We start from the raw sequence: 22,916 nt of genomic DNA on the forward strand, positions 1-22,916 counted from the left end.
ACGAACGGAAACTCCCTCACCCCGGCCCTCTCCGGGGGGGAGAGGGGGCGGAGGAGGGAGTCTGAACGAGACTGCTGATTACTTACTTAGACTGCTGATTACTTCTCGCGGTAGGTGATCCGGTAGCTGAAGGTCTTGGGCTCGTACCAATCGATGACCTTGCCGCCCACCTCTGCATAGGGATAGCCAAAGGTGTTCAGCGGCGCACCGGCCTGCGGCGGATTGAGAATCACGTCGCGGCCGACGGCGATCTTGATGCGATAGGGATCGATGCCCCCCCAGAAGTAGTCGCGGTATTCGCGGGTTTTGGGATCCTTGAGGTCCAACTTCTCGACCAGCATGGCCTTCCGCACATCGGCGGGATCGATGGGAACCCAGCCGAAACCGGGGAGGAAGAACTCGACCCAGCAGTGCTGCCAGCCGGTGATATCCTCCTGGGACTTCTTCCCGAGGCGTATGCCAAAGATTTCCCGCGCGGGGACGCCGGCGGCCCTGGCCAGGGCAATATAGACGGAGGAAATATCGGTGCACTTGCCGCCGGGTTGCTTCAAGAGCTCGCAGACGTCGCCCTTGCCGCAGCCACGTGTTGCAGGATCACGGTACATGTTCTCACAGGTCCAGTCGTAGATCGCCTTTGCCTTGTCCAGAACGGTACGCTTGCCCTTGGTGATGGACTGGGCCAGCTTTTTAACCTCGCCGTCGGTGGGGCCCAAAGAAGTAGGCTTCAGGTACTCGGCGTAGTCGGCCGGATTCCAACGTGGCTCTTTGGTGGGCAAGTCACGCAGACGGATCTCCTCCCTCTTGACCTCGAAGGTGTAGGTCAGTTTGCGGCTGGCAGCGTTCTTGTCCCACTGGGCGTAGAGAATGGGCGTGCCACCGAACCTGTCGGTATAGACGGCGGAAGTGGCAAAGTCGCCGGAGACTTTGACATCGGTAACGGACTGGTCCCTGTCTGACACGGCGTAGGGAATCCACAACCTCGTCTCCTGTCCGGCATCCTGTTTAGTCAGGTCGACTTCGACAGTGACGACACCGCTCCTGCTCTTTGCCCATGCGGCTGGCACTACTCCCAGCGTCAGTGCTACAAAAAATAATAAGAAACGTCCCATTCAATACTCCTTTAAATTCCGATGCTGCATCAAGTTGACGTGGCTCTTTTCTGATACAGACACGGCGTATGATTAACTGTCGCTGTGGCTACAACTACTTCTTCCAACGAGAAAAGCCCCCCCCCAGAATAGCAATAACTATTAGCTAATTGACACAGGCTAGTCAAATTGATAAATTCGATCAATTCGATCCAGGCTATCGCTTTTTACAATGGAGCCAGCAATGAATCTGAAGCAACTGGAGGTTTTCATAAAGGTGGCCGAAAGCGGGAGCTTCTCGAAAGGTGCCGAGGCCACCTTCATCACCCAGTCGACTGTGAGCCAGCACATCTCTGCGCTGGAGGAGGAATTCGGCCTTAAGCTGCTGGATCGAACGGGTAAAGGGGCCTTGCCGACCGAGGCGGGAAAGCTGCTGCTCGACAGGGCTCGGCGCCTTTGTCAGGCTACCAGAGAGATCACCTGTGCGCTTGCGAGGTTCAAGGGGATCGAAGATGCCAATCTCAAGATCGCCGGAAGCAGCATCCCGGGAGAGTACATGATACCCGCCGCCCTCCCCCACCTGAACAGCAGATACCCGGGACTCACCATCAATGTTTGGCAAGGTGACAGTCGGGAGGTCCAGGAAAAGCTGCTGACAGAAGAGGTCGAGATCGGCGTGGTTGGTGGCCGCTTCGCCGATGAAACCCTTTGCTTCACTCAGTTCGCCACCGACGAGCTGGTACTGGTGGCTCCCGCGCCACACCGATGGTCCAAAGTGAAGGGGATCTGCAGCGACGAGTTGTTGAGCGAACCTCTGGTGCTGAGGGAACTTGGATCGGGAACCGGCAAGGCAGCCGCCGAGGCGCTCCGGAAGGCAGGTATAGAGCTTACCACCGGGAAGGCGCGGGTCGCGGCTCACCTCGGAAGCAACGAGGCCGTCAAGCGTGCGGTCATCGCGGGAATCGGTGTCTCTTTCGTTTCGTCGCTATCGGTACAGAGGGAACTGGCGCAGGGCGCGCTCATCCAGATACCGGTGGCCAATGTTGAAATCAGGCGGGATTTCTACCTCGCCAGCAGAAAAGGGAGGGAGCTTTCACCTGCGGCTGTAGCGTTCTGCGGGGTAATGAAGGAAGTGTATGGAGCTGGTGGGACGACAGTCGAGGGTGACTAGCCGATCAATCCATGGAGGTGGAGCGAAGTTTCTTCCTCTGCGATACCAGCTTCTTTTCAGTGAGCCTCTTTTCCTTGGCCTTGCGCGGCACCTTGGTGGCAACCCGTTTTTTCACCTTCATTTCCCGTCGCCGCAGCAACTCGGCCAGCCGTTCCAACGCCTTTTCCCGGTTCTGTAGCTGCGAGCGGCTTTCACTTGCCTGGGCCACGATCCCGGTCGGCAGATGACGGATCCGGACCGCGGAATCGGTGGTATTCCTGTGCTGTCCCCCCGGCCCCGATGCCCGGTAGTAATCGACCTTCAAATCTGTTTCCCTTATCTCCACCATATCCTGTCCTCCCGCAAAAGTGAGCGGAGTATAGCATAACCTCGCAGTTAATCGTGCGTGAGATTTTTCCGTCACCTTTCACCTTTCACCTTTCACCTTTCACCTTTCACCTTTCACCTTTCACGTTCCTTGAATTAGAGCTGATTATTTGTTAGAGTTCCCCGTCTATGACAGATGCAACTCTAGGAGGAATGAAGATGCCGGTAATAACTGTAGACATTGGGACTATCGAGACCGCTGAGAAAAAAGGTGAATTGATTAAAGCACTGACCGAAGCTGCCAGCGCTGCTACCCGGATACCGCAGGACAAGTTCATCGTGCTGATAAACGAGTTCAACAGAGATAATATCGGTATCGGCGGGAAAGCGCTGTCACAGCTTATGAAATAGACCTGGTTGCAAGGAGGAGTTATGAAGAAAAGCCTGGGAGCGTCGACGATCGCCATGCCCACACCTGTCTGGCTGGTTGGGACCTACGACAAGAACGGAAAAGCCAATATCGCCACCATCGCCTGGGGAGGAATCTGCTGCTCGGATCCCCCGGCGGTAGCGGTTTCTCTGCGGAAGTCCCGACACACCTACGAAGCCATCGTCGAGCGCAAAGCCTTCACCGTCAACGTGCCATCGCAGTCCTTTGTCAAGGCTGCCGATTACGCGGGCATCGCTTCGGGCCGCAATACGGATAAATTCGCCGCTGCGGGACTTACTCCGGTGAAGAGCGAACTGGTCGACGCACCGTACGTCGCCGAATTCCCCCTGGTCCTCGAATGCCGGCTGATCAAGACGGTCGAGATCGGGGTGCACATCCAGTTCATCGGAGAAATAGTCGACGTCAAGGCGGAGGAAGATGTCCTCAACGCCGGTGGCGATGCCGACGCATCCAAAGTCCTCCCCATCATCTATAACCCGGCGGACCGCAACTACTACGGGATCGGTGCGGTCATCGGCAAGGGATTCGATGTGGGGCGCGAACTTATGAAGTAGCCCGGCCAGAGCTGGCGGCTTTTTGTTCCTACGATATAATCGAAGCCGTGTCCCTACCTGCCCGCCGGAGACCGGCAGAGCAAGGTGCCGGGACGATTATCGAGGAACGGGGCCTGCCATGGACGATGACAAATTCAAGAAAGAGGTGCTGACCCGCCTGGACAAGATCGTTGCGCTGCTCTCAATTTCCTGCGCGGTTTCGAACGGTTCACTGGAGAAATCGAAAGCGGAGGCCGCTATTCGGCAGGTGGTGGGGTCAAGGCAGGGGGAGCCTACAGCCGCAACCCCGCCATTGGTCAATGACGAGATGCAGGAAAACTACATGATGGCGATGCAGCGATGGCAGACGGACAAGAATGCCTGACCGCGGTCAGGCAACACGTTGCACTAAAGGCTGACCGGCGCGCGCTGATCAGCCTTTATTTTCCATTCCCGGCCCCAGTTCCTTGAAGAGGTCCCAGTCGGGAGGCGCGTGCAGATCCCTCTTCCAGCGTAACTGCGCATCCCTGAGTGTCGCCGACTCCTTCGCCTCGAAGAGGAGCCGGAACGCCGAATAGAGCACGGCAAGCTGCTGATTCCTGTTTCCCGGCTCGCCGAGGGCATGGCCGAAGGGATAGCGGAGATAAAGCGCCCGCGCCGGATGGGCCCTCTCCGTTATCTCCCGGGCACTGGATAAGGCTACGGTAGGGATACCCACCGCTTCTATAACCCTGGCAACGTGCCCCACCGATCGGTTGCAGTACCCCCCGGCCGGCACCAGCAATGCATAACCGACTCCTGCACCAGCCATATCTTCGGCAATCGCCACCGCCGTTTCCTCCCGAAGCCTTTCCAGCCCTGCATCACAGAGATATCCCATCATGCTATAGGCCACCCGGTGAAGCCCGCCCAATGCACCAGCCTTGCAGAGTTCCTGCAGTCTTTGTATCGGCAGCACCAGGTTCAGATCGATCTCCGCGTCGGTGTGATCATAATACCCATGTGTTATGCAGAGATCTTCACGAGGTGTCAGAACCGGAATCTCACGCACCGTTGCATCCTCTCCCGTCATGATGTCAAAGGGAGGCTGAGTCTTGAGGTGGAGCCCCCCGGTGGTCACCACCGCCACCACTGCATCTCGCAGAGGAACCTTTGCCTCGGCCCAAGGGAGATCTTTCTTCAGCTGGCCCTTTTTCCCTCGCCGTCCGGCGAGAAGTGGCAGAGCAGAAAAAATCCTGCCCAGAATCCCGCTCTTTGACTTAGGTAATTCCATCGATGCTCCCTTGCCCCGTACGCTCCACCGCAACAGAATCCGTAAGTGCTGAGCTAGTCGGAGCACGCAAATACTATCAATCCGTTGGTGCCGAGCCTGTCGGAGCATGCAAATACTATCAATCCGTTCGTGCTGAGCTTGTCGAAGCACGCAAGAGGTTCGCGCCCAGGAGGGCGCTCCTACAGGGCGCCGCCGCGTGATGCATTCCGTTCGTGCTGAGTCTGTCGAAGCACGTAAATACTATCAATCCGTTGGTGCTGAGCTTGTCGAAGCACGCAAGAGGTTCGCGCCCAGGAGGGCGCTCCTACAAGGCGCCGCCGCGTGATGCATTACGTTCGTGCTGAGCCTGTCGAAGCACGCAAGTTATGCTAATCCTGGTGCACCTTGACATCCAGGGGCAATACATCCTCTCCGGCGGCACTCCTTCCGACACGGTCGACAACCCGCCAGCGCACCTTGATCCGTGTACCGGCCGAGAGTTTGGAAGGATCGGTCGGTTTCAGGACGGCGGCCATATCGAAGATTGAGTGGAAGACATCCCCTGCCAGCGGTTTCCCGTCGGGGGTGCTGAAAGTAAACTCCTTTATGTCGACGGGCCTGTCGAAGAGGGCGTCCACCTCCCCTACCGGCGCAACCGCGCTTTCCTTCATGGCTATGACATTGATAAGACGGGGAGGAGCAGGCTGCAGCACCATGGAGGCCGCGGCCGGCGGGAGACTTGAGGGAAAGAGATCACGCCCGTCACTGGTAATCCTGACGGAGGTGACACCCTGGAACTGCAACAAGGTCAAAGCGACCGCATTGTAGAGAGCCGCTCCTGTCGTCTTGTCAGCTGCCGCCGGAGCTAACTCCTTGCTGTAATCAGCGGTGGCCCTCCCGTTTTGCAGGGTAACAGATAACAGACGCACACCTTGGGGGAAGAGCTGCAGGAACCTGCCGCTGGAGGTCTTTTCATCCAAGCCGCCCACCTGCCGCTCCAGGGCCACCTTCTTCATTGTCGATTCATCGAAGGTGAAAAACGGGTAAGGGACCACCTTCCCGGGATTGTCGGCGGCAGGGAAGTAGATGATAAATGCGTAGCAGGTTCCCTTATCGGTGGTCGGCGCGGGGCCGAAGTACGTGACGTAGTCCTTTGTCGCGGAGATGCGGCTTGGCTGTGACTGGCGGGCCTCCTCCTTCTTCGAACAGCCGCTGGTAGAAATAAGGCAGAGCGATGTAATGAGCAAGAAGGATGTGCTGACAATACTGATCGATTTCAAGTCCATGCGGCTCCGTCCCCTGAAGTGCCTTTGGATATGGGGATATGGCCGCGGCCCTCACCCCTTCCCCTCTCCCGGAGGGCGAGGGGTTCCCTGCAACGACCTTTACAGCTTATCGTAAACCAAGGGCGGCCACCACCCTGGGTGCCCTCTCCCCTACCCGTTCGTTTCTCTTCTGGTATGATTTCACTCATGTCCCATTTGGGAGGTGAACGATGCCGGAAACAGTGAGGAATTTCATTGCGGGAACGTGGTGCGACTCGGGAGAAGGAAGAACTTTCGACAGTTACAATCCCGCTGACCTCGAGGAGGTGGTGGCGACGGCCCCACTGTCCGATCGGCGTGATGTGGACTGCGCAGTGGCCGCGGCACAGGAGGCGCTCCCGGCATGGCGCGGGCTTCCGGCTCCTCGACGGGCGGAGATCCTTTTCCGCGCGGCCGAACTCATCGAAAAGAACAAGGACAGGCTGGGAAACCTGGTGACCCGCGAGATGGGCAAGGTGATAGCGGAAGGGCTCGGTGACGTCCAGGAGGCAATAGACATCGGTTTCTACATGGCAGGCGAAGGGCGCAGGCTTCAGGGAGAGACCGTCCCATCGGAACTGCCGGACAAGGATTGCAAGAGCGTCCGTTTCCCGCTCGGCGTGGTGGCACTGGTCACACCCTGGAATTTCCCCATCGCCATTCCCTCCTGGAAAGCTTTCGCTGCGCTGATCTGCGGAAATACGGTGGTGCTGAAGCCGTCCTCGGATACACCTGCCTGTGCGGCGGCGCTGGTAGAGATGCTTGACGGTGCCGGCCTTCCTCCGGGGGTGATCAACCTGGTCTGCGGCCCGGGCTCCGAGGTCGGTGAATATCTGGTCACGCACCCCGATGTCGACGCGGCCTCTTTCACAGGCTCCAGTGCCGCTGGAGAAGCGCTGGAGAGGCGGGTTGCGGCCCTGCATCGCCCTATCGCGCTCGAGATGGGCGGAAAGAACGCGGTCATCGTCATGGACGACGCCGACCTGGAACTGGCGCTGGAAGGGGTGCTGTGGGGAGGATTCGGCACAACAGGCCAACGGTGCACGGCGGCAAGCCGGGTGGTGGTCCACGAAGGTGTCTACCAGCGCTTCGTCTCGTCCCTGGCTGAGCGCGCCGCAGCCCTCAGGCTTGGCAACGGGCTCAATCCGGACACCCAGGTGGGGCCGCTCGTCAACCAGGCGCAATTCCAGCGGGTTCTGAACTACATCGGCATCGGAAAGGAAGAAGGTGCCCGCCTGGTTACCGGCGGCAGCAGGGTGACCGAGGGCAACCTGGCGAACGGCTTCTACATGTCACCCACTGTATTCGCGGACGTAAAGCCGGCGATGAGAATCGCGCGGGAGGAGATCTTCGGACCGGTGGTCAGCGTGATTTCCTGCCAAAGCCTCGACGAGGCCATCCATATCGTCAATGATTCGAAGTACGGCCTCTCTTCAGCCATCTACAGCCGCAACGTCAACTCCACGGCCCACGCCGAGGCGGAACTCGAGACCGGCATCGTCTACATCAATGCCTCGACCATAGGAGCCGAGGTGCAGCTTCCTTTCGGCGGCTGGAGGCACTCCGGTTCGGGCCATCCGGAAGCAGGCGGCCGGGGCGGCGCCCTCGATTTCTTCAGCAAGGTCAAGGTCATCTACCGCGATTACAGCGGGAAACTGCAGAAGGCACAGATAGACAAAGATCAAGCACCGTAAGACGGAATTGCTCCGCCACTCTCGCCAGATGAAGCGGTTCCCTGACGACTCATGGCGGTGCGGTTCGCGCCCGGAAGGGCGCTCCTACGATTTCGGTCGCACTCTGGAGAATGCGGTAAGCAGCACGGTAGGGCGCTCCTACCATCACCCGAGGAACCCGATGTTCAAGGCCATCGATTACTATGACATCGAAAGCGAGCTGAGCCAGCAGGCGCGCCTGATACGCGACACGGTGCGCGACTTCGTGCAGCGGGAGTTTCTCCCCGTGATCAGGGAGCACTACCGCGCCGGAACCTTCCCGCTCCACCTTATCAGGCCGATGGGGAGACTGGGGCTTTTCGGCGCCAACCTTTCCGGATATGACCTCCCCGGCGTGGACAACATCTCCTACGGCTTGATGATGCAGGAACTCGAGCGCGGAGATTCGGGACTGAGGAGCCTGGTCTCCGTCCAGGGCGCCCTGGTCATGTATCCCATCCTTAAGTTCGGCAGCGAGGTCCAGAAGGCGCACTGGCTGCCGAAGATGGCCAGCGGCGAGGCGATCGGCTGCTTCGGGCTAACCGAGCACGACCACGGCTCAGACCCGGCCGGCATGACCACCCGCGCCGTCAGGGAGGGCAACGGATACAGGCTGAGCGGGGTCAAGATGTGGATAACGAACGGGACCATCGCCGATGTGGCTCTGGTCTGGGCCAAGCTGGACGGCGAGATCAGGGGCTTCCTGGTGGAACGTGGAACTGAAGGGTTCAGTGCCCGGGAAGTCCTTGGCAAACTCTCGCTGAGGGCATCGGTGACGGCGGAGCTGGTGCTGGACGGGGCGCTGGTGCCCGAAGAGAGCATCCTCCCCGAGGCCGTCGGTCTGAAAAGCGCCCTGAGCTGCCTCAACCAGGCTCGCTACGGCATCGCCTGGGGAGCTCTCGGGTCTGCCATGGCCTGTTTCGACGAGGCACTCTCCTACTGCCGGGAGCGGAAGGTATTCGGGAAGCCGGTGGCAGGGTTTCAGTTGACACAGGCAAAGTTTGCCGACATGCTGACGGCCATCACCCAGGCTCAGCTTCTGGCTCTGCAATTGGGGCGGCTGAAGGATTCCGGACGGCTCAGGCCTCAGCAGGTATGCCTGGCCAAAAGAAACAACGTGCGGATGGCGCTGGAGGTTGCCCGCACCACGCGGGGCATGCTGGGAGCCAATGGCATCAGCGACGAATACCAGTGCATGAGGCACATGTGCAACCTCGAATCGGTCGATACCTACGAGGGGAGTAACGAGGTCCACACCCTGATTCTCGGCCGCGACCTCACCGGCATCGATGCCTTCTCCTGAAGAAACAGGCAAACCTTGAACTATCTATTCCATCTCTATCTGTCAGGCAACGACCCCGATCTCATCACCGGCAACTTCATGGGCGACTTCGTGAAGGGCCGGCTCGACAACCGCTACCCTCCGCGCCTGCTCCGGGGGATACAACTCCACCGCGCCATCGACTCCTTCGCCCACACCGACCCCGCCTTCAACCGCAGCAGGCTCCGGATCGCCCAGAGCTTCGGCCTCTACCGCGGCATCCTGGTCGATCTCTTCTACGACCACTTCCTGGCCGCGAACTGGACTAAGTGGTCGAGCGAGCCGCTCCCGGAGTACCTAGGACGGGTCAGGGGGGTGATCGAAGCGAGGCGCCACCTTCTGCCGGAGCGTCTGCGGCAGATAGTGCCGATCATCTTCGAAGAGATGATCCCCTCCTATCTCGATCCTGAAGGGATCGGGATAGCTCTGACACGCATGTCGAGAAGGATTGTAAGGACAAACCCTCTGGCAGGGGGAGGAGTGGAGCTGGTCAAGAACTACGGAGAGTTGCGAAAGGACTTCCTGGAGTTTGTTCCGGCCGCCGTGAAATTTGCCGAGGATTACACCAACGGGTAGTCGCCCCTCGCTTTAAGTTCCCCCTCCCCTTGCGGGAGGGGGTCAGGGGGCGCTGGGTAGCTGCACCAGGGCCAAGGGAGCCTGAGCGCGCCTTGCTTCTACTTCTTCGAAAACTTGTGCAGAAGCTCCTTGTACCTGTCCCACTCAGTCGCGCTCCAGATCTCGGTGGAGGCATGTCCGAAAGAGCGGATGATGGTGCAGACCTCGAGGGCAGTCTCGTGGTCGGGGGCACGGAAGATGTCCAGGTAGTCACAAGGGCCGAGTATGGCCAGGTTCTGAACCCACTCAACTTTCGGGCATTTGCTGCGGATCTGCTGCATCACGTTGGTTTCAAGCTCTTCGAACGAGGCCGGCGAGCGCAGTGCCGTCGGGGAGAGGCGGGTAAGCATCACGAACGTTTGCATTTTGATTCCTCCTTTGACGCGAGATAGACGCTCCTGGAACAAAGGCCATTATAGCCACGGGCTGGACGATCGCAACAAACACCCCTTCCCTATTCCCATCCCGGTTGCCGTCAACTCCTCCCTTTAAACCAAAGTGCGTGCTTCGACAGGCTCAGCACGAACGGTAGCAGATGGTGTTACGTCCTCTCCTCAACGAAATGGGTACCGATACCCTTCCCCCTAACCGTCTCGAAAGGCAGCGTTGTCCGGTTAGCCACTTGCACCTGCCCATTTCTCCACAGTTCAAACTCCCCCTCGCCCTCCGGGAGAGGGGCGGGGTGAGGGAAGCATGGGGAGAGGGAGCAGTTTCGAAGGAATGTTGGGAAGGAAAAGAGGCAAAGCAAAAACCTAGCTCGGAAGGTGCGTTGAATGGCTGTACGAGCTGCCAAACTGGAATAACAGGATATACTGTGAAGATTATTGTGATCAGTGGATAGAGCCGGTACAGGAGAAGGAGATGACTGACAAAGGACGCTCACGCTATATCAGGTGGTTCAGCGAGATCTCAATTGCCGATGTGCCGCTGGTCGGTGGAAAGAATGCTTCTCTCGGAGAGATGTACCGCGAGCTCTCCTCATCCGGCATAAAGATCCCCAACGGCTTCGCAGTGACCGCCGATGCCTACCGCTATGTCATCGAGAACAGCGGAAAATTGCAGGAAATGCGGAAGATATTGAGGGAGATAGACAAGAGCGACCTCGAGGCCTTTGCGAGACAGGGACACCGGCTGCGCGAGATAGTGTACCAGGCCCCGCTGCCGCAGGATCTCACCGACGCCATCCTCCACGCCTACCGAAGGCTCTGCCAGGAGTACGGCGAGGATACCGACGTGGCGATCCGCAGCAGCGCCACGGCTGAGGACCTCCCCACGGCCTCCTTTGCAGGTCAGCAGGAAAGTTACCTGAATATCAGGGGATCCGCGCAGGTACTCGAGGCCTGCCGCCGCTGCTTCGCCTCGCTTTTCACCGACCGGGCCATATCCTACCGGATCGACCAGGGCTTCGACCACTTCCGGGTGGCGCTCTCCGTGGGGGTGATGAAGATGGTCCGCTCGGACCTCGCCGCCAGCGGCGTCATGTTCACCATCGACACCGAAACCGGTTTCCGGGACGTGGTGCTGATCAACGCCGCCTACGGCCTCGGCGAGAATGTCGTCCAGGGGGCGGTCAACCCCGACGAATTCTACGTATTCAAGCCGACCCTGAAGAACGGTTTCCGGCCGATCGTGGGAAAGAAGCTCGGCGAGAAGAAGATCAAGATGATCTACGGTCGCGGCGGCGCCAAGGTGGTGGTCCGCAACGTGGAGGTGCCGGAACAGGAGCGGAGGCTCTTCTGCCTGACCGATGCAGAGGTGCTGGAACTCGCCCGGGCAGCCATGACCATCGAGGATTATTACGCCAAAAAGGTGGGACACGACCAGCCGATGGACATCGAATGGGCCAAGGACGGCCTGAGCGGGGAGACCTTCATCGTCCAGGCGCGACCGGAGACGGTACAGTCGCAGAAACCCTCCGATTTCCTCGAGATCTACCACCTCGAGGGCAGGGGGGAACTCCTCTCCTGGGGGACCAGCGTGGGCGAGAAAATCGCCGCCGGACCGGCGCGGGTCATCACCGACGTCCATCGCCTCTCCGAATTCCGCAAGGGTGACATCCTACTGGCCGACACCACCACGCCCGACTGGGAGCCGATCATGAAACTCGCGGCGGCAGTGGTGACCAACCGGGGAGGACGGACCTGCCACGCCGCCATCGTGAGCCGCGAGCTCGGCATCCCCTCCATTGTCGGGACCGGAGACGCCACGGAGAAGATCAGGGACGGGCAGAAGATCACGGTGAGCTGCGCCGAAGGCGAGATCGGCAAGGTCTACGACACCCCCCTCCCCTTCCGCGTGGAGCGTATCCCCCTCACCGACCTGGCCCGTCCAAGGACCAAGATCATGATGAACCTGGGGAACCCGGACGAGGCATTCGCCCAGTCGAAGCTCCCCAACGACGGCGTGGGGCTGGCCAGGATGGAGTTCATCATCAACAACTACATCAAGATCCATCCCATGGCACTGGTGCATCCCGAGCGGATCGCGGACCCTGCGGAGCGGCAGGAGATCGAGCGTCTGATCACCGGTTACCATGACCGGGAAAGCTACTTCGTGGAACGCCTGGCCGGGGGCATAGCGACCATCGCCGCCGCCTTTTATCCCAAGCCGGTCGTGGTGCGGATGAGCGACTTCAAGACCAACGAGTACGCGCGCCTTCTGGGCGGAAGCGCCTTCGAGCCGGAGGAAGAGAACCCGATGATCGGCTTTCGCGGCGCATCCCGTTACTACAACGACAGGTACCGGGAAGGGTTCGCGCTGGAGTGCCGGGCCATCAAGCGGGTCAGGGAAGAGATGGGGCTCGTCAATGTCATTCCCATGATCCCCTTCTGCCGCACCGTCACCGAGGGGGAGAAGGTGCTGGCCGAGATGGAGAAGAACGGGCTGAAACGCGGCGAGAACAAGCTGCGGGTCTACGTGATGTGCGAGATCCCCAATAACGTGATCCAGATCGACGAGTTCAGCAGGCTCTTCGACGGCTTCTCCATCGGCTCCAACGACCTTACCCAGCTCACCCTGGGCGTGGACCGCGACTCCGCCCTGGTGGCCCAGGTCTTCGACGAACGCGACCCCGGGGTGATGAAACTGATCTCGCAGGTCATCGTGGGAGCCAAGAGGAACCTGCGCCACAGCGGCATCTGCGGCCAGGCCCCCAGCGACTATCCCGAGTTCGCCGCCTTCCTGGTGCTTAAGGGGATCGACTCAATCTCCCTCAATCCAGACTCACTGATGAAGATCACCCTCAAGGTCCTGGAGATGGAAAAGGGGTTGGACGCGGCCTCAATCGAAGAAGACTGAGGGAAGAAAGTATTTGACGGCCGGCGGCCAGGGTAATTACAATGTAGCCACCTAAGGAAATCCAGGAGGAAGGCTATATGAAGGCGAGCATAATACGCATTGGCAACTCACAGGGGATAAGGATTCCTAAAGTGCTACTCGAACAGAGCCGGCTCGGAACGGAGGTCGATATCGAGGTCGAAGGAGAGAGAATCGTCATTACCCCCGCCTCCAGTCCCCGACAGGGATGGGGAGAAAAATTCAGATTGATGGCCGAAAAAGGTGACGACAGCATGCTCGATGAGGATGTGGCAGGCAGGACTGAGTGGGAGGAGGACGAGTGGGTATGGTAGTCCAGCGCTTCGACGTCTACCTTGTCAACCTGGACCCGACCATCGGGAAGGAGATACAGAAGGTCAGGCCGTGCCTGATCATCTCCCCCGATGAAATGAACAACTACCTGGCCACAGTGATTGTGGCCCCGATGACAAGCAAGGGGAGAGACTACCCCACCCGCGTGCAGTCGAAACTAAAGGGCAAGGACGGACAGATAGTCCTGGACCAGATACGAACGGTCGACAAGTCACGGCTTGTGCAGAAGTGGGGCAGGGTCGACAAGAAGACACAGGTAAAGGTCCTGTCACTTCTGGCGGAGCTATTCGCAGCCTGAGATAGACAAATGCCGGGAGGCAGCTAGCTTCCTGGCAGCAGCAGTTGGAACTCCACCTAGAGAAGGTATCCGCGCAGTTTTCGAAAAACCACCGGAGGCACGGTGCGACATGAAGCATCCGGTCGATACTGACGAGAAGCTGAAAGGTGACGAAGCGGCTGAGCCCCGGCAGGATCACCCTCCCGATCAGCTGGTCGACGCCCTGAAACAGGCGCAGGAAATCGCGGAACTGACGGCCAGACTGAAAACGGCCAACGACGAACTGGAGCAGAAAACCGCCGAGCTCCGGGAGATGACCGGCAAGCTCCAGGAAAGAAACGCCGCCCACACCGGTCTCCAGCAAGCCCCCCGGCATTCCCCCCAGGAAATTCTGCAGTTGAAAGAGAGTGAGGAAAGGCTCCTCTTCGCGACGGCCGCGGCCGACATCGGAATGTGGCATTGGGATCTGGTGAAGGGCGAGCTGGAATGGAGCGACAGGTGCAAGGAACTCTTCGGCTACCCGGCCGATTACGTAATGACCTACCCCGCCTTCCTGGCGGCCATACACGAGGAAGACCGACAGCGGGTCGATGAAGCGGTCAGGCGGGCGTTGCAGGAGGACGTGGAGTACGGCGCCGAGATGAGGGTCAAGCTCCCGGATGGGGGATTGCGCTGGGTGCTCAGCAAGGGCCGCGCCTTCTTCAACGAGCAGGGAAGCCCCATCAGGATGCACGGCATCGCCATGGACGTGACGGAGCGCAAACTGGCCGAGGAAGAGATCCGCCTGTCCGAGCGCAGGTTCTACAAGATCTTTGACGCCGCTCCCGCGCTGCTGCTCATCTCGACCTTCGACGAAGGGACGATCCTCGACATCAACGAGGCTGCGCTCCAAGCCCTCGGCTACCGGCGCGAGGAGATCATCGGCCGCACCGTCTATGAAATCAGCCTGTGGGACGACCCCTCCCAACGCAGCAGGCTCATCGACGTTCTCAAGGAGTTAGGGGCGATCCGCAACCAGGAGTTCCGCTTCAGGGGGAAGACGGGCGAAATACTCGAGGGGCTCTACTCCGCCGAGGTGCTGGAAATAGAAGGGGTCCGTTGCATCCTGGCCCTGGTCAGGGACATCAGCGAAAACAAGCGGGCCGAAAGGGCCTTGATCAGGGCCAAGGAGGAATGGGAAAGGACCTTCGACAGCGTTCCCGACTTCATCGCCATTCTCGACAACGACAACAGGATCACCCGGGTCAACAGGGCCATGGCCCAGCGGCTCGGTCGCCCCCCGGAAGATCTCATCGGCCTCCACTGCTATACCGCCTTCCACGGAACGGATACCGCACCCGACTTCTGCCCTCACCTGAGGGCCGGCTCAGGCAGGCACGAGGAGATCTCCGAATTCTACGAGGCTAGCACCAAAGATTACTTCCTGGTCAGCTACACACCGCTCATCGCCCCCGACGGAAACACCATCGGCGTGGTCCACGTCGCCAGGGACATAACCGAGAGGAAACTGGCCGAACAGGAGATCGCCCGCCTCAACGCCGACCTTGCCGCTAGGGCTGCCCAGCTCGAGGGGCTCAACCAGGATCTCGAGGCCTTCAACTACACCGTGGCGCACGACCTGCGGCGCCCCTTGAACCTGATCTACGGCCATGCCCAGGCCATCCAGTACCACTGCGGCGACCGTCTCGAAGAGGCGTGTCTGGGCCACCTGCAGGATACCTACCAGGGGATCCTCCGCATGAGCCGGCTGATCGACTGCCTCCTCGACTTCTCCCGGTTGAGCCAGGTGCAGCTCCGCCGCGAAAGTGTCGACCTGTCGGCCATGGCGCATTCGGTGGCCATCGAGCTGCAAGGGAGCGAGCCGCGGCGCAAGGTCACCTTCCGCATCGCCGAAGGCGTCACGGTGGAGGGCGATCCCGATCTCTTGCGGATAGTCCTCGACAACCTCTTCGGAAACGCCTGGAAGTACACCTGCCGGCAGCCGGCCCCCCTGATCGAGTTCGGCACCGACGAGGCCGACGGCAGCCAGGCCTGCTTCATCCGGGACAACGGGATGGGGTTCGACATGGCGCAGGCCGGAAGGGTCTTCGCGCCTTTCCAGCGCCTCCACGGCGCGGAGGCCGGCAGCGGCTTCGGGATAGGGCTTGCCACCGTGGAGCGGATCATCAGGCGCCACGGAGGCAGGGTATGGGCCGAGGCGGAGCCAGACAAGGGGGCCACGTTCTACTTCACCGTCCCGTCCGGGTCATCATCGATGTGAGCTTCCCCGCTTGCAATCTCACCGGGGACTTAACTTCCGTCCCGGCTCCGGGTTAAAATCATCACTATGCGGCAACAGCTCCTCCCCGACCGGATCGGCCACCAACTTTCTCGAGGTCAGGAATGCTTCCCCTCACCCGGAAAACCGTCCTCACCATAGCCTTCGCGGCGGCCCTAGCCATTTTCATAGGCATGGGGTGGCTGGCCTACCTGAACATGGCGACGGTAAGGGAGTCGGATTATTGGCAGAATCGTTCCTATCTGGTGATTCACGAACTGCGCGACCTGCTGACGGAGCTGGTCGATGCAGAGACCGGCCAGCGCGGTTTCATCATAACCGGAAATGACGGCTACCTCACCCCCTACAATGACGCCCTCAGCAGGATCACCCGAACGCGTGGGACCCTGAGGAAGGTCACCGCGGACAATCCCTCGCATCAAAAGCGCCTGGATTTACTCGAGCCACTGATCGACCAGAAACTGGCCCAGATGGCCAAGGTGGTCGAAGCCAGAAGGGAAACCGGCTTCAACGCCGCCAGCGACATGGTGATGACCCACCTGGGCAAGAACCTCATGGACGGCATCCGCGGACTGGTCGCAGAGGCCGAGGCGGAAGAGACGCGGCTGCTGCAACGGAGAACGGCCGCCAAAGAGGCCGACCTGGCCAGAACCCTCCACGCCCTGGAAGCTGGAGGCATGATAGCTTTCACCATTCTGCTGATGGTCTTTGGCCTCCTCAACAGCGAGAACACCCAGCGCTCCAGGGCGGAGCTCGAACTTCGCTCCAGGAACGCGGAGCTGGAAAAGGCAGGGGAGCGGGAGCGCTCCCAGAACTGGGTCAAGACCGGCCTCAACGAGCTGAACGCCAGGCTGCTGGGGGACCGTCCCCTCAAGGAAATGGCGGCCGACGCCGTGAGGTGGCTGTCGGAGTACCTCAAGGTCGGCGTAGCCGCACTCTATCTCTTCGACGAGGAGAGCAAGACCCTCGGGATCGTTGCCAACTACGCCTTCACCCGGGACCGCGTCGTCGGGCGCACCATCGCCCTGGGAGAGGGTCTGGCGGGCGAGGCGGCCCGTGAGAAGCGCGCCATCTCCCTGACCGATGTTCCTGCCGATTATCTGGTGGTCTCCTCGGCCCTGGGGGAGGCCCCGCCGAGATTGGTGCTGGCCCAGCCCCTGCTGCATGGGCAGCGGCTGGTGGGAGTGATGGAACTCGGGACCCTCGGCGGTTTCGATGAGCTGGAGCTCGACTTTCTGAACCAGGCGGCGGAGGTGCTGGCAGCCGCGGTGACGGTCAATCTTACCCGGCAGAGGGTGGACGAACTCCTGCTGCAAAGCCGCGCCCAGGGGGAGGAACTGCGGGTCCAGCAGGAGGAACTGCAGCAGTCGAACGAGGAACTGGAGGAGCGGGCCGAGCTTCTGGAGCAGCAACGCGAACAGATCCAGGCCAAGAACCGCGAGATGGAGGAAGCCGGCCGCGAGATCGTGCGCAGGGCCAAGGAGGTCGAGGAGATAAGCCGCTACAGGTCCCAGTTCCTGGCCAACATGTCCCACGAACTGCGGACCCCGCTCAACAGCCTGATGATCCTCTCGGGACAGCTCAAGGACAACAAGGAAGGAAACCTCACCGCCAAACAGGTCGAATACGCAACGACCATAAACTCGGCCGGGGGAGAACTCCTGAATCTCATCAATGACATCCTCGACCTCTCCAAGGTGGAATCGGGGAGGCTCCAGTTCGTCTACGACGAGGTGAGCCCCGCCGAGCTTTGCCAGGAGCTGGCCTCATCCTTCCGTCACCTGGCCGAGCAAAAGGGAGTCGACTTCTCGACCGCCGTCGAAGAGGGTGTGGTGGAGAAAATCAGGCTGGACCGCCAGCGTACCCTCCAGGTGCTGAAGAACCTGATCTCCAACGCCTTGAAGTTCACCAGGAACGGCTCCGTGGCTCTGCGGGTCTACCAGCCCAAGCCGGAGGAGAACCCGATAGGCGTCGCAGCCGTGGCCTTCGAGGTCACCGACACGGGAATCGGCATCGCGGTCGACAAGCAGGAACTCATCTTCCAGGCCTTCCAGCAGGCCGACGGCTCCGTCAGCCGCAAGTACGGCGGGACCGGCCTGGGTCTCTCGATTTCCCGGGAACTGGCCCGCGCAATGGGCGGGGAGGTTCGGGTGGCGAGCGAGGAGGGGAAGGGAAGCGTCTTCACCGTTTACCTCCCGGTGGCGAGGGAGGCCGCCCCTTCGACCGTCGCGCCGACGACGCCCTCCGCTCCCCGGCCTCAGGGAAGCCGACCTCCGCAGCCCCCCCCTCCCCCGCTCGACGACCGTGAAGGCATCTACCCCGGCAGGCCCAGCATCCTCATCATCGAGGACGACCTCTCCTTCGTGAAGATCCTGATGGAGAGGGTCAGGGAGCGGGGGTTCGCGGCCGTGGTAGCCACAGAGGGCCGAAGCGGCCTGGAACTGGCGGAGCGCATTCTCCCCACCGCCATCCTTCTCGACGTCATGCTACCGAACCTGGACGGATGGGGCGTGATGCAGAAGTTGACCGACAACCTGCGAACCAGGCACATCCCGGTCTACTTCATCACCTCGCTGGAAGAGCGGCAGAAGGCCCTTTCCATGGGGGCCATAGGCTACATGACCAAGCCCGTCTCCAGCGACGAGCTCGACCGTGCCTTCTCCTCCATCGACGACGCCCTGGCCCGGACCACGAAGAGGCTGCTGGTGGTGGAGGACGACAAGGCCCAGGCCGCGGCGCTGGTCTCGCTTTTGGAGGGACGCGACATCTCCATCACCCTGGCCGAAACCGGGGAGGAGGCCGTAAAGCTCCTCTCGGCGGAGCGCGTCGACTGCATCGTGCTCGACCTGGGGCTGGCCGACATGTCGGGCTTCGACCTCCTCGAACACATCCGCAACCTGGAGGAGAGGAGGCGCATCCCGGTCATCATCCACACCGGCCGCGAGCTTTCGCCAGACGAGACCCAGCGGCTGCAGCGCTACGCGGAGACCATAATCATCAAGGGGGCCAAGAGCCCGGAGCGCCTCCTAAACGAGGTCACCCTTTTCCTGCACGTCCTGGAGAACAAGCTGCCACCCGAAAAACAGCGCATGATCCGCACCACCCTCGATACCGACACTGTCTTCAACGGGAAGAAGGTACTGCTGGTGGACGACGACATGCGCAACATCTTCTCCCTCTCCACAGTGCTGAGGGAAAAGGGGATGCAGGTGATCGAGGCGGAGAACGGCAAGGTGGCGCTGGAGAGGCTGGAGGAACACCCGGACGTGAACCTCGTCCTCATGGATGTGATGATGCCGGAAATGGATGGCTACGAGGCCACCCGGCTTATCCGCAACGATCAGCGTTTCGCCCGTCTCCCGATCATCGCCTTGACCGCCAAGGCCATGAAAGGGGACCGTGAGGCCGCCCTGAAAGCGGGGGCCAGCGATTACATAACCAAGCCGATCGATATGGAGCGGCTTTTGTCGCTCCTCAGGGTCTGGCTCTACAACCAGTGAAGCCTGCCGCCATGATGACCTATCATGATCACCTGCAGCACATCGAGATGGAACTCCTCCTGGACGGTATCGCCCGGGTCTACGGTTATGATTTCAGGGATTACGCCGAGGCCTCGCTGCGCCGCAGGATGAAGCAGTGGCTCTCCACTTCCGGCTTCACCACCTTTTCGCAGGCCCAGCCCCACATCCTGCGGGACCCGGCACTCTTCGAGGAGCTTTTGCGGGGGATAACCGTCAATGTCTCCGAGATGTTCAGGGACCCGGAAGTCTTCAGGACCATCAGGGAGGAGGTCGCGCAGCATCTGAGGACCTACCCCTTCGTGAAGATCTGGCATGCCGGCTGCGCCGGCGGCGAGGAAGCCTACTCCATGGCGATCCTGCTGGAGGAGGAGGGGCTCTCCGGGCGCTTCCGCATCTATGCCACAGACATCAACCAGGCGATGCTGAAGAAGGCCCGGGACGGGGTTTTCCCCCTGAGGGAGATGAAGCTCTTCACAGCCAACTACCAGAAAAGCGGCGGCAGGAGCTCCTTTTCCGACTACTACACGGCCGGTAACGACCAGGCGCAGCTGGCTCCCGGGCTGAATGAGCGCATCGTCTTCGCCTCACACAATCTGGCGGCGGATAACGAGTTCGGGGAGATGCAGATGGTGATGTGCCGCAACGTGCTGATCTACTTCAAGGAGCGCCTCAAGGAGCGCGCCCTGAAAATCTTCGATTCCGCCCTGGCTCCCGGGGGCTTTCTGTGCCTGGGAACCAAGGAGACCCTCGAAGGGCGTTCGCTGGCGCAGCGTTACCAGGAGATTGTCCCCAGGACACGCATCTACAGGAAGCGTTATGACTGACTCCCACACTCGCACCTTTAAGGTCATAGTGGTCGGCATTTCCACCGGGGGGATCGGGACACTGAAGCCGCTACTGGGCGCACTGCCGAACGATTTCCCCCTGCCGCTGATCGTGATCCAGCACATGAGCCGCGACTCCGGAGACCGGTTGGCGCTGCTGCTGGATCAGCAATGCGACATCCGCGTCAAGGAGGCCGACGAGCATGAGCTCCCCGTGGCGGGAACAGTCTATATCGCTCCCGCCAACTACCACCTCCTGGTGGAACCAGACGGTACACTCGGCCTCTCGACCGACGCCCCGGTCAACTTCGCCCGCCCTTCGGTCGACGTCCTCTTCGAGTCGGCGGCTGACGCCTACCGGGACGGTGTCATCGGGGTGGTCCTCACCGGGGCCGGGTTCGATGGCAGTGCCGGGCTGAAGAGGATCAAGGAAAGAGGGGGCGTCACGGTGGTCCAGGATCCCGAGGACGCCGCCGCGAGTTCGATGCCGAAACATGCTATCATTGCTGTGGGCCCAGATTACGTGCTGCCACTGGCCGCTCTCCCTCAGCTCTTCATACATCTAGCTGAAAGTGATCACTATGCCAAGCAACAGCAAAATTCCCGTCCTGATCGTTGATGACCGTGCCGAGAACCTGACCTCCCTGGAGGCGCTTCTCGATGACATGGAACTCGACCTGGTGAAGGCCCAGTCGGGGAACGAGGCCCTGCGCCAGACCCTGTACACCGACTTCGCCCTGGTGCTGCTCGATGTGCAGATGCCGGAAATGGACGGCTTCGAGACCGCCGAGCTGATGCGCCAGAACCCGAAGACGCGGCAGGTCCCCATCATCTTCGTCACCGCCGGGATGAAGGAGGAGTACCAACTCTTCAAGGGGTATCAGGCGGGGGCCGTCGATTACCTGATGAAGCCGATCGAGCCTGCCATCCTGAGAAGCAAGGTCAGGGTCTTCTGCGACCTTTTCGCGCAACGCCGTGAACTGAAGAACACCCAGGCCGAGTTGCAGATGCAAAACGAAAAGCTGGTGGAGACCTACCGGCGACTGGAGGAGGAGACCTCGCAGCGCCTGCGCGCGGTGGAGGAACTGCGGCAGAAGGACCGCATGATGATCCAACAGAACAGGACTGCGGCCATGGGGGAGATGCTCAACAACATCGCCCACCAGTGGCGCCAGCCCCTGAACGTGCTGGCCCTCAAGATCCAGGAGATCGCCTTTTTCTTCGACACGGGCAAAGTCGACAAGGATTTCCTGGATGCAGGCGTGGCCAAGGCCATGAACGTCCTTCGCCACCTGTCGCAGACCATCGACGACTTCAGGGAGTTCGCCTCGCCCGACAGGGAGAAGAAGCTCTTCTCCGTCCAGCAGGTGATAAGGAAGACCCTTTCGCTGGTGGAAGACAGCTTGGGGCAGCGGGGAATAACGGTCGAGGTCGATGTCCAGGGGGATCCGCAGATCAACGGCTTCCCCAACGAGTACCGGCAGGTGCTCCTCAACATCCTGATGAACGCCAAGGACGCCTTCGGAGAGCAGAAGGAGGATGCCCGGATCGCGGTACGTGCCTGGACGGAGGACGGCAGGGCGGTGGTCACCATCACCGATAACGCGGGCGGCGTAAGGGAAGAGATCATCGACAGGATCTTCGATGCCTACTACACCACGAAGGAGCTCGGCAAGGGGACCGGCATCGGACTCTTCATGTCCAAGAACATCATCGAGAACAACATGGGTGGACGGCTGACCGTGCGAAATGTCGGAGGCGGCGCCGAGTTCAGGATCGAGGTCTGAGATGAAGCTCTCCCTGCTCATCGTCGAAGACGACACCGAAGCCTGCGACATCATGCGCTCCCTGATAGCGCTGAAGATGCCCGATCTCGAGATCTATGTGGCGGAGAACGGCGCCAAGGGGCTGGAGTTGTGCAGGGAGCATCGACCGGAGATAGTGATCACCGACATAAACATGCCCGACATGAACGGTGTGCGGATGGTCGAGGAAATCAGGGACCTGAAGGGCGACACCAAGTTCATCATCATCACCGGCTACAGCAACAAACTCGGCGATTTCGGCAGCATCGAGATCCACGACTACTTCGTGAAGCCGACCGACTTCAGGAAGCTCATCGACTCGCTGGAGAGGGGGATCAGGGAGATAAGGGAGAGGGGTTAGACAAGATGCGGCCCCAGATCCTCCCGCGCCTCTCTCTCCTCCAGCGGCACCGCCTCGGCAGGAGGCTCGCCCCCGGGATAGGCCAGTAGGAAGAGGCTCCCATCCTCCCTGATCCGCCGGTACACGTTTTCCAGTCCCAACCCGTAGTGCGCGGCATACTCCTGCGGAGACACCATCTGGTACCCTTCGCGATAGAGTTCGTTCACGACCGTCGAATAGGCGACCATGGACTCAACCGTGACAATATTGCCACGGGGGCCGCTATTGGTGAACCAGCCGACATCGCTCCTTATGATGATCCGCTGCGCCGATCCCGCAATTGCCTCAACCTCCACCTTCTCTACCGTCATAGCACCCTCCCCTGTTGTCACCATCGGCGCGAAAAGAAATCAGTGCCAGTAACGCCGGCGTTCTGATACAATTTGTTGTCTTTCATGTTCTGACTCTGC

Annotated in this window: 21 protein-coding genes and 1 pseudogene; 16 read left to right on the forward strand and 6 right to left on the reverse strand. The window is 60.4% G+C overall.

The window, feature by feature from the left end; translation table 11 throughout:
- Positions 1-98: 98 nt before the first annotated feature.
- A complete protein-coding gene (locus tag AC11W3_RS21425) occupies positions 99-1,109 on the reverse strand; it encodes a transglutaminase-like domain-containing protein (RefSeq protein ID WP_484091147.1) in 1,011 nt (336 codons plus the stop codon).
- A 223-nt stretch (positions 1,110-1,332) separates the two neighbouring features.
- Here AC11W3_RS21425 and AC11W3_RS21430 point away from each other — a divergent pair, with 223 nt between their 5' ends.
- Entirely contained in the window at positions 1,333-2,259 is a 927-nt protein-coding gene (locus AC11W3_RS21430) for a selenium metabolism-associated LysR family transcriptional regulator (protein WP_484093745.1), read from the forward strand.
- 4 nt (positions 2,260-2,263) lie between these two features.
- On the opposite strand, the pseudogene AC11W3_RS21435 reads toward AC11W3_RS21430, so the two are convergent.
- A pseudogene (locus AC11W3_RS21435) lies at positions 2,264-2,599 on the reverse strand (peptide chain release factor-like protein); the annotation flags it as partial.
- A 185-nt stretch (positions 2,600-2,784) separates the two neighbouring features.
- On the opposite strand from AC11W3_RS21435, the gene dmpI reads away from it, so the two are divergent.
- The 3 genes from dmpI (at position 2,785) to AC11W3_RS21450 (ending at position 3,934) form a co-directional block, all read left to right on the forward strand.
- On the forward strand, positions 2,785-2,976 hold the full coding sequence (dmpI, locus tag AC11W3_RS21440) for a 4-oxalocrotonate tautomerase DmpI (RefSeq protein WP_484091145.1): 192 nt from the start codon (positions 2,785-2,787) through the stop codon (positions 2,974-2,976).
- 21 nt (positions 2,977-2,997) lie between these two features.
- Positions 2,998-3,570 (forward strand): flavin reductase family protein, encoded by a 573-nt coding sequence (locus tag AC11W3_RS21445; protein WP_484091144.1) that lies wholly within the window; start codon positions 2,998-3,000, stop codon positions 3,568-3,570.
- A gap of 118 nt (positions 3,571-3,688) precedes the next feature.
- Positions 3,689-3,934 (forward strand): hypothetical protein, encoded by a 246-nt coding sequence (locus AC11W3_RS21450; RefSeq protein WP_484091143.1) that lies wholly within the window; start codon positions 3,689-3,691, stop codon positions 3,932-3,934.
- A 48-nt stretch (positions 3,935-3,982) separates the two neighbouring features.
- Here the strand turns inward: AC11W3_RS21450 and AC11W3_RS21455 are convergent, their stop codons facing one another.
- On the reverse strand, positions 3,983-4,822 hold the full coding sequence (locus AC11W3_RS21455; RefSeq protein ID WP_484091142.1) for a glycine/sarcosine/betaine reductase selenoprotein B family protein: 840 nt from the start codon (positions 4,820-4,822) through the stop codon (positions 3,983-3,985).
- A gap of 368 nt (positions 4,823-5,190) precedes the next feature.
- The gene (locus AC11W3_RS21460; protein ID WP_484091141.1) at positions 5,191-6,087 is read right to left on the reverse strand and encodes a GerMN domain-containing protein; all 897 of its coding nucleotides are present in this window, start codon (positions 6,085-6,087) and stop codon (positions 5,191-5,193) included.
- A gap of 209 nt (positions 6,088-6,296) precedes the next feature.
- Here AC11W3_RS21460 and AC11W3_RS21465 point away from each other — a divergent pair, with 209 nt between their 5' ends.
- The 3 genes from AC11W3_RS21465 to AC11W3_RS21475 all read left to right on the forward strand — a co-directional run bounded on the left by AC11W3_RS21465 (position 6,297) and on the right by AC11W3_RS21475 (position 9,714).
- Positions 6,297-7,799, forward strand: a complete 1,503-nt coding sequence (locus AC11W3_RS21465; protein WP_484091140.1) for an aldehyde dehydrogenase family protein — start codon at positions 6,297-6,299, stop codon at positions 7,797-7,799.
- A 160-nt stretch (positions 7,800-7,959) separates the two neighbouring features.
- On the forward strand, positions 7,960-9,120 hold the full coding sequence (locus AC11W3_RS21470) for an acyl-CoA dehydrogenase family protein (protein ID WP_484091139.1): 1,161 nt from the start codon (positions 7,960-7,962) through the stop codon (positions 9,118-9,120).
- Positions 9,121-9,135: 15 nt separating this feature from the next.
- Positions 9,136-9,714: an acyl carrier protein phosphodiesterase gene (locus AC11W3_RS21475; RefSeq protein ID WP_484091138.1), complete on the forward strand. Its 579-nt coding sequence runs from the start codon at positions 9,136-9,138 to the stop codon at positions 9,712-9,714.
- A 98-nt stretch (positions 9,715-9,812) separates the two neighbouring features.
- On the opposite strand, the gene AC11W3_RS21480 is transcribed toward AC11W3_RS21475, so the two are convergent.
- Entirely contained in the window at positions 9,813-10,118 is a 306-nt protein-coding gene (locus AC11W3_RS21480; protein WP_484091137.1) for a GYD domain-containing protein, read from the reverse strand.
- A gap of 496 nt (positions 10,119-10,614) precedes the next feature.
- On the opposite strand from AC11W3_RS21480, the gene ppsA reads away from it, so the two are divergent.
- The 9 genes from ppsA (at position 10,615) to AC11W3_RS21525 (ending at position 22,467) form a co-directional block, all read left to right on the forward strand.
- Entirely contained in the window at positions 10,615-13,050 is a 2,436-nt protein-coding gene (gene ppsA / locus AC11W3_RS21485) for a phosphoenolpyruvate synthase (protein ID WP_484091136.1), read from the forward strand.
- Positions 13,051-13,127: 77 nt separating this feature from the next.
- On the forward strand, positions 13,128-13,382 hold the full coding sequence (locus AC11W3_RS21490) for an AbrB/MazE/SpoVT family DNA-binding domain-containing protein (protein WP_484091135.1): 255 nt from the start codon (positions 13,128-13,130) through the stop codon (positions 13,380-13,382).
- Entirely contained in the window at positions 13,376-13,699 is a 324-nt protein-coding gene (locus tag AC11W3_RS21495) for a type II toxin-antitoxin system PemK/MazF family toxin (RefSeq protein WP_484091239.1), read from the forward strand. Before AC11W3_RS21490 ends, AC11W3_RS21495 begins: the two co-directional genes overlap by 7 nt.
- Positions 13,700-13,808: 109 nt before the next feature.
- Positions 13,809-15,938, forward strand: coding sequence for a sensor histidine kinase (locus tag AC11W3_RS21500; RefSeq protein ID WP_484093746.1), 2,130 nt, complete (start codon positions 13,809-13,811; stop codon positions 15,936-15,938).
- 122 nt (positions 15,939-16,060) lie between these two features.
- Positions 16,061-19,456, forward strand: coding sequence for a response regulator (locus AC11W3_RS21505; RefSeq protein ID WP_484091133.1), 3,396 nt, complete (start codon positions 16,061-16,063; stop codon positions 19,454-19,456).
- Positions 19,457-19,467: 11 nt separating this feature from the next.
- On the forward strand, positions 19,468-20,301 hold the full coding sequence (locus tag AC11W3_RS21510) for a CheR family methyltransferase (RefSeq protein WP_484093747.1): 834 nt from the start codon (positions 19,468-19,470) through the stop codon (positions 20,299-20,301).
- On the forward strand, positions 20,294-20,920 hold the full coding sequence (locus AC11W3_RS21515) for a chemotaxis protein CheB (RefSeq protein WP_484091131.1): 627 nt from the start codon (positions 20,294-20,296) through the stop codon (positions 20,918-20,920). Before AC11W3_RS21510 ends, AC11W3_RS21515 begins: the two co-directional genes overlap by 8 nt.
- The gene (locus AC11W3_RS21520) at positions 20,883-22,088 is read left to right on the forward strand and encodes a response regulator (RefSeq protein WP_484091130.1); all 1,206 of its coding nucleotides are present in this window, start codon (positions 20,883-20,885) and stop codon (positions 22,086-22,088) included. The genes AC11W3_RS21515 and AC11W3_RS21520 overlap by 38 nt, the downstream gene beginning before the upstream one ends.
- Before the next feature lies 1 nt (position 22,089).
- Positions 22,090-22,467 carry a response regulator gene (locus AC11W3_RS21525; RefSeq protein WP_484091129.1) on the forward strand — a complete coding sequence of 126 codons (378 nt, stop codon included), beginning with the start codon at positions 22,090-22,092 and terminating at the stop codon, positions 22,465-22,467.
- On the opposite strand, the gene AC11W3_RS21530 is transcribed toward AC11W3_RS21525, so the two are convergent.
- Complete coding sequence (locus AC11W3_RS21530; protein WP_484091128.1) at positions 22,464-22,817, reverse strand: hypothetical protein; 354 nt, start codon at positions 22,815-22,817, stop codon at positions 22,464-22,466. The two genes, AC11W3_RS21525 and AC11W3_RS21530, sit on opposite strands and share 4 nt — an antisense overlap.
- Between the last annotated feature and the right edge of the window lie 99 nt (positions 22,818-22,916).

The sequence above is a fragment of the Geomonas sp. genome (assembly GCF_056994735.1).

What these genes read in the sequence shown, in the direction of transcription:
- AC11W3_RS21425 (WP_484091147.1), bottom strand. Translation starts at nt 1,109, where the DNA reads ATGGGACGTTTCTTATTATTTTTTGTAGCACTGACGCTGGGAGTAGTG.
- AC11W3_RS21430 (WP_484093745.1), top strand. Translation starts at nt 1,333, where the DNA reads ATGAATCTGAAGCAACTGGAGGTTTTCATAAAGGTGGCCGAAAGCGGG.
- dmpI (WP_484091145.1), top strand. Translation starts at nt 2,785, where the DNA reads ATGCCGGTAATAACTGTAGACATTGGGACTATCGAGACCGCTGAGAAA.
- AC11W3_RS21445 (WP_484091144.1), top strand. Translation starts at nt 2,998, where the DNA reads ATGAAGAAAAGCCTGGGAGCGTCGACGATCGCCATGCCCACACCTGTC.
- AC11W3_RS21450 (WP_484091143.1), top strand. Translation starts at nt 3,689, where the DNA reads ATGGACGATGACAAATTCAAGAAAGAGGTGCTGACCCGCCTGGACAAG.
- AC11W3_RS21455 (WP_484091142.1), bottom strand. Translation starts at nt 4,822, where the DNA reads ATGGAATTACCTAAGTCAAAGAGCGGGATTCTGGGCAGGATTTTTTCT.
- AC11W3_RS21460 (WP_484091141.1), bottom strand. Translation starts at nt 6,087, where the DNA reads ATGGACTTGAAATCGATCAGTATTGTCAGCACATCCTTCTTGCTCATT.
- AC11W3_RS21465 (WP_484091140.1), top strand. Translation starts at nt 6,297, where the DNA reads ATGCCGGAAACAGTGAGGAATTTCATTGCGGGAACGTGGTGCGACTCG.
- AC11W3_RS21470 (WP_484091139.1), top strand. Translation starts at nt 7,960, where the DNA reads ATGTTCAAGGCCATCGATTACTATGACATCGAAAGCGAGCTGAGCCAG.
- AC11W3_RS21480 (WP_484091137.1), bottom strand. Translation starts at nt 10,118, where the DNA reads ATGCAAACGTTCGTGATGCTTACCCGCCTCTCCCCGACGGCACTGCGC.
- ppsA (WP_484091136.1), top strand. Translation starts at nt 10,615, where the DNA reads ATGACTGACAAAGGACGCTCACGCTATATCAGGTGGTTCAGCGAGATC.
- AC11W3_RS21490 (WP_484091135.1), top strand. Translation starts at nt 13,128, where the DNA reads ATGAAGGCGAGCATAATACGCATTGGCAACTCACAGGGGATAAGGATT.
- AC11W3_RS21495 (WP_484091239.1), top strand. Translation starts at nt 13,376, where the DNA reads ATGGTAGTCCAGCGCTTCGACGTCTACCTTGTCAACCTGGACCCGACC.
- AC11W3_RS21500 (WP_484093746.1), top strand. Translation starts at nt 13,809, where the DNA reads ATGAAGCATCCGGTCGATACTGACGAGAAGCTGAAAGGTGACGAAGCG.
- AC11W3_RS21505 (WP_484091133.1), top strand. Translation starts at nt 16,061, where the DNA reads ATGCTTCCCCTCACCCGGAAAACCGTCCTCACCATAGCCTTCGCGGCG.
- AC11W3_RS21510 (WP_484093747.1), top strand. Translation starts at nt 19,468, where the DNA reads ATGATGACCTATCATGATCACCTGCAGCACATCGAGATGGAACTCCTC.
- AC11W3_RS21515 (WP_484091131.1), top strand. Translation starts at nt 20,294, where the DNA reads ATGACTGACTCCCACACTCGCACCTTTAAGGTCATAGTGGTCGGCATT.
- AC11W3_RS21520 (WP_484091130.1), top strand. Translation starts at nt 20,883, where the DNA reads ATGCCAAGCAACAGCAAAATTCCCGTCCTGATCGTTGATGACCGTGCC.
- AC11W3_RS21525 (WP_484091129.1), top strand. Translation starts at nt 22,090, where the DNA reads ATGAAGCTCTCCCTGCTCATCGTCGAAGACGACACCGAAGCCTGCGAC.
- AC11W3_RS21530 (WP_484091128.1), bottom strand. Translation starts at nt 22,817, where the DNA reads ATGACGGTAGAGAAGGTGGAGGTTGAGGCAATTGCGGGATCGGCGCAG.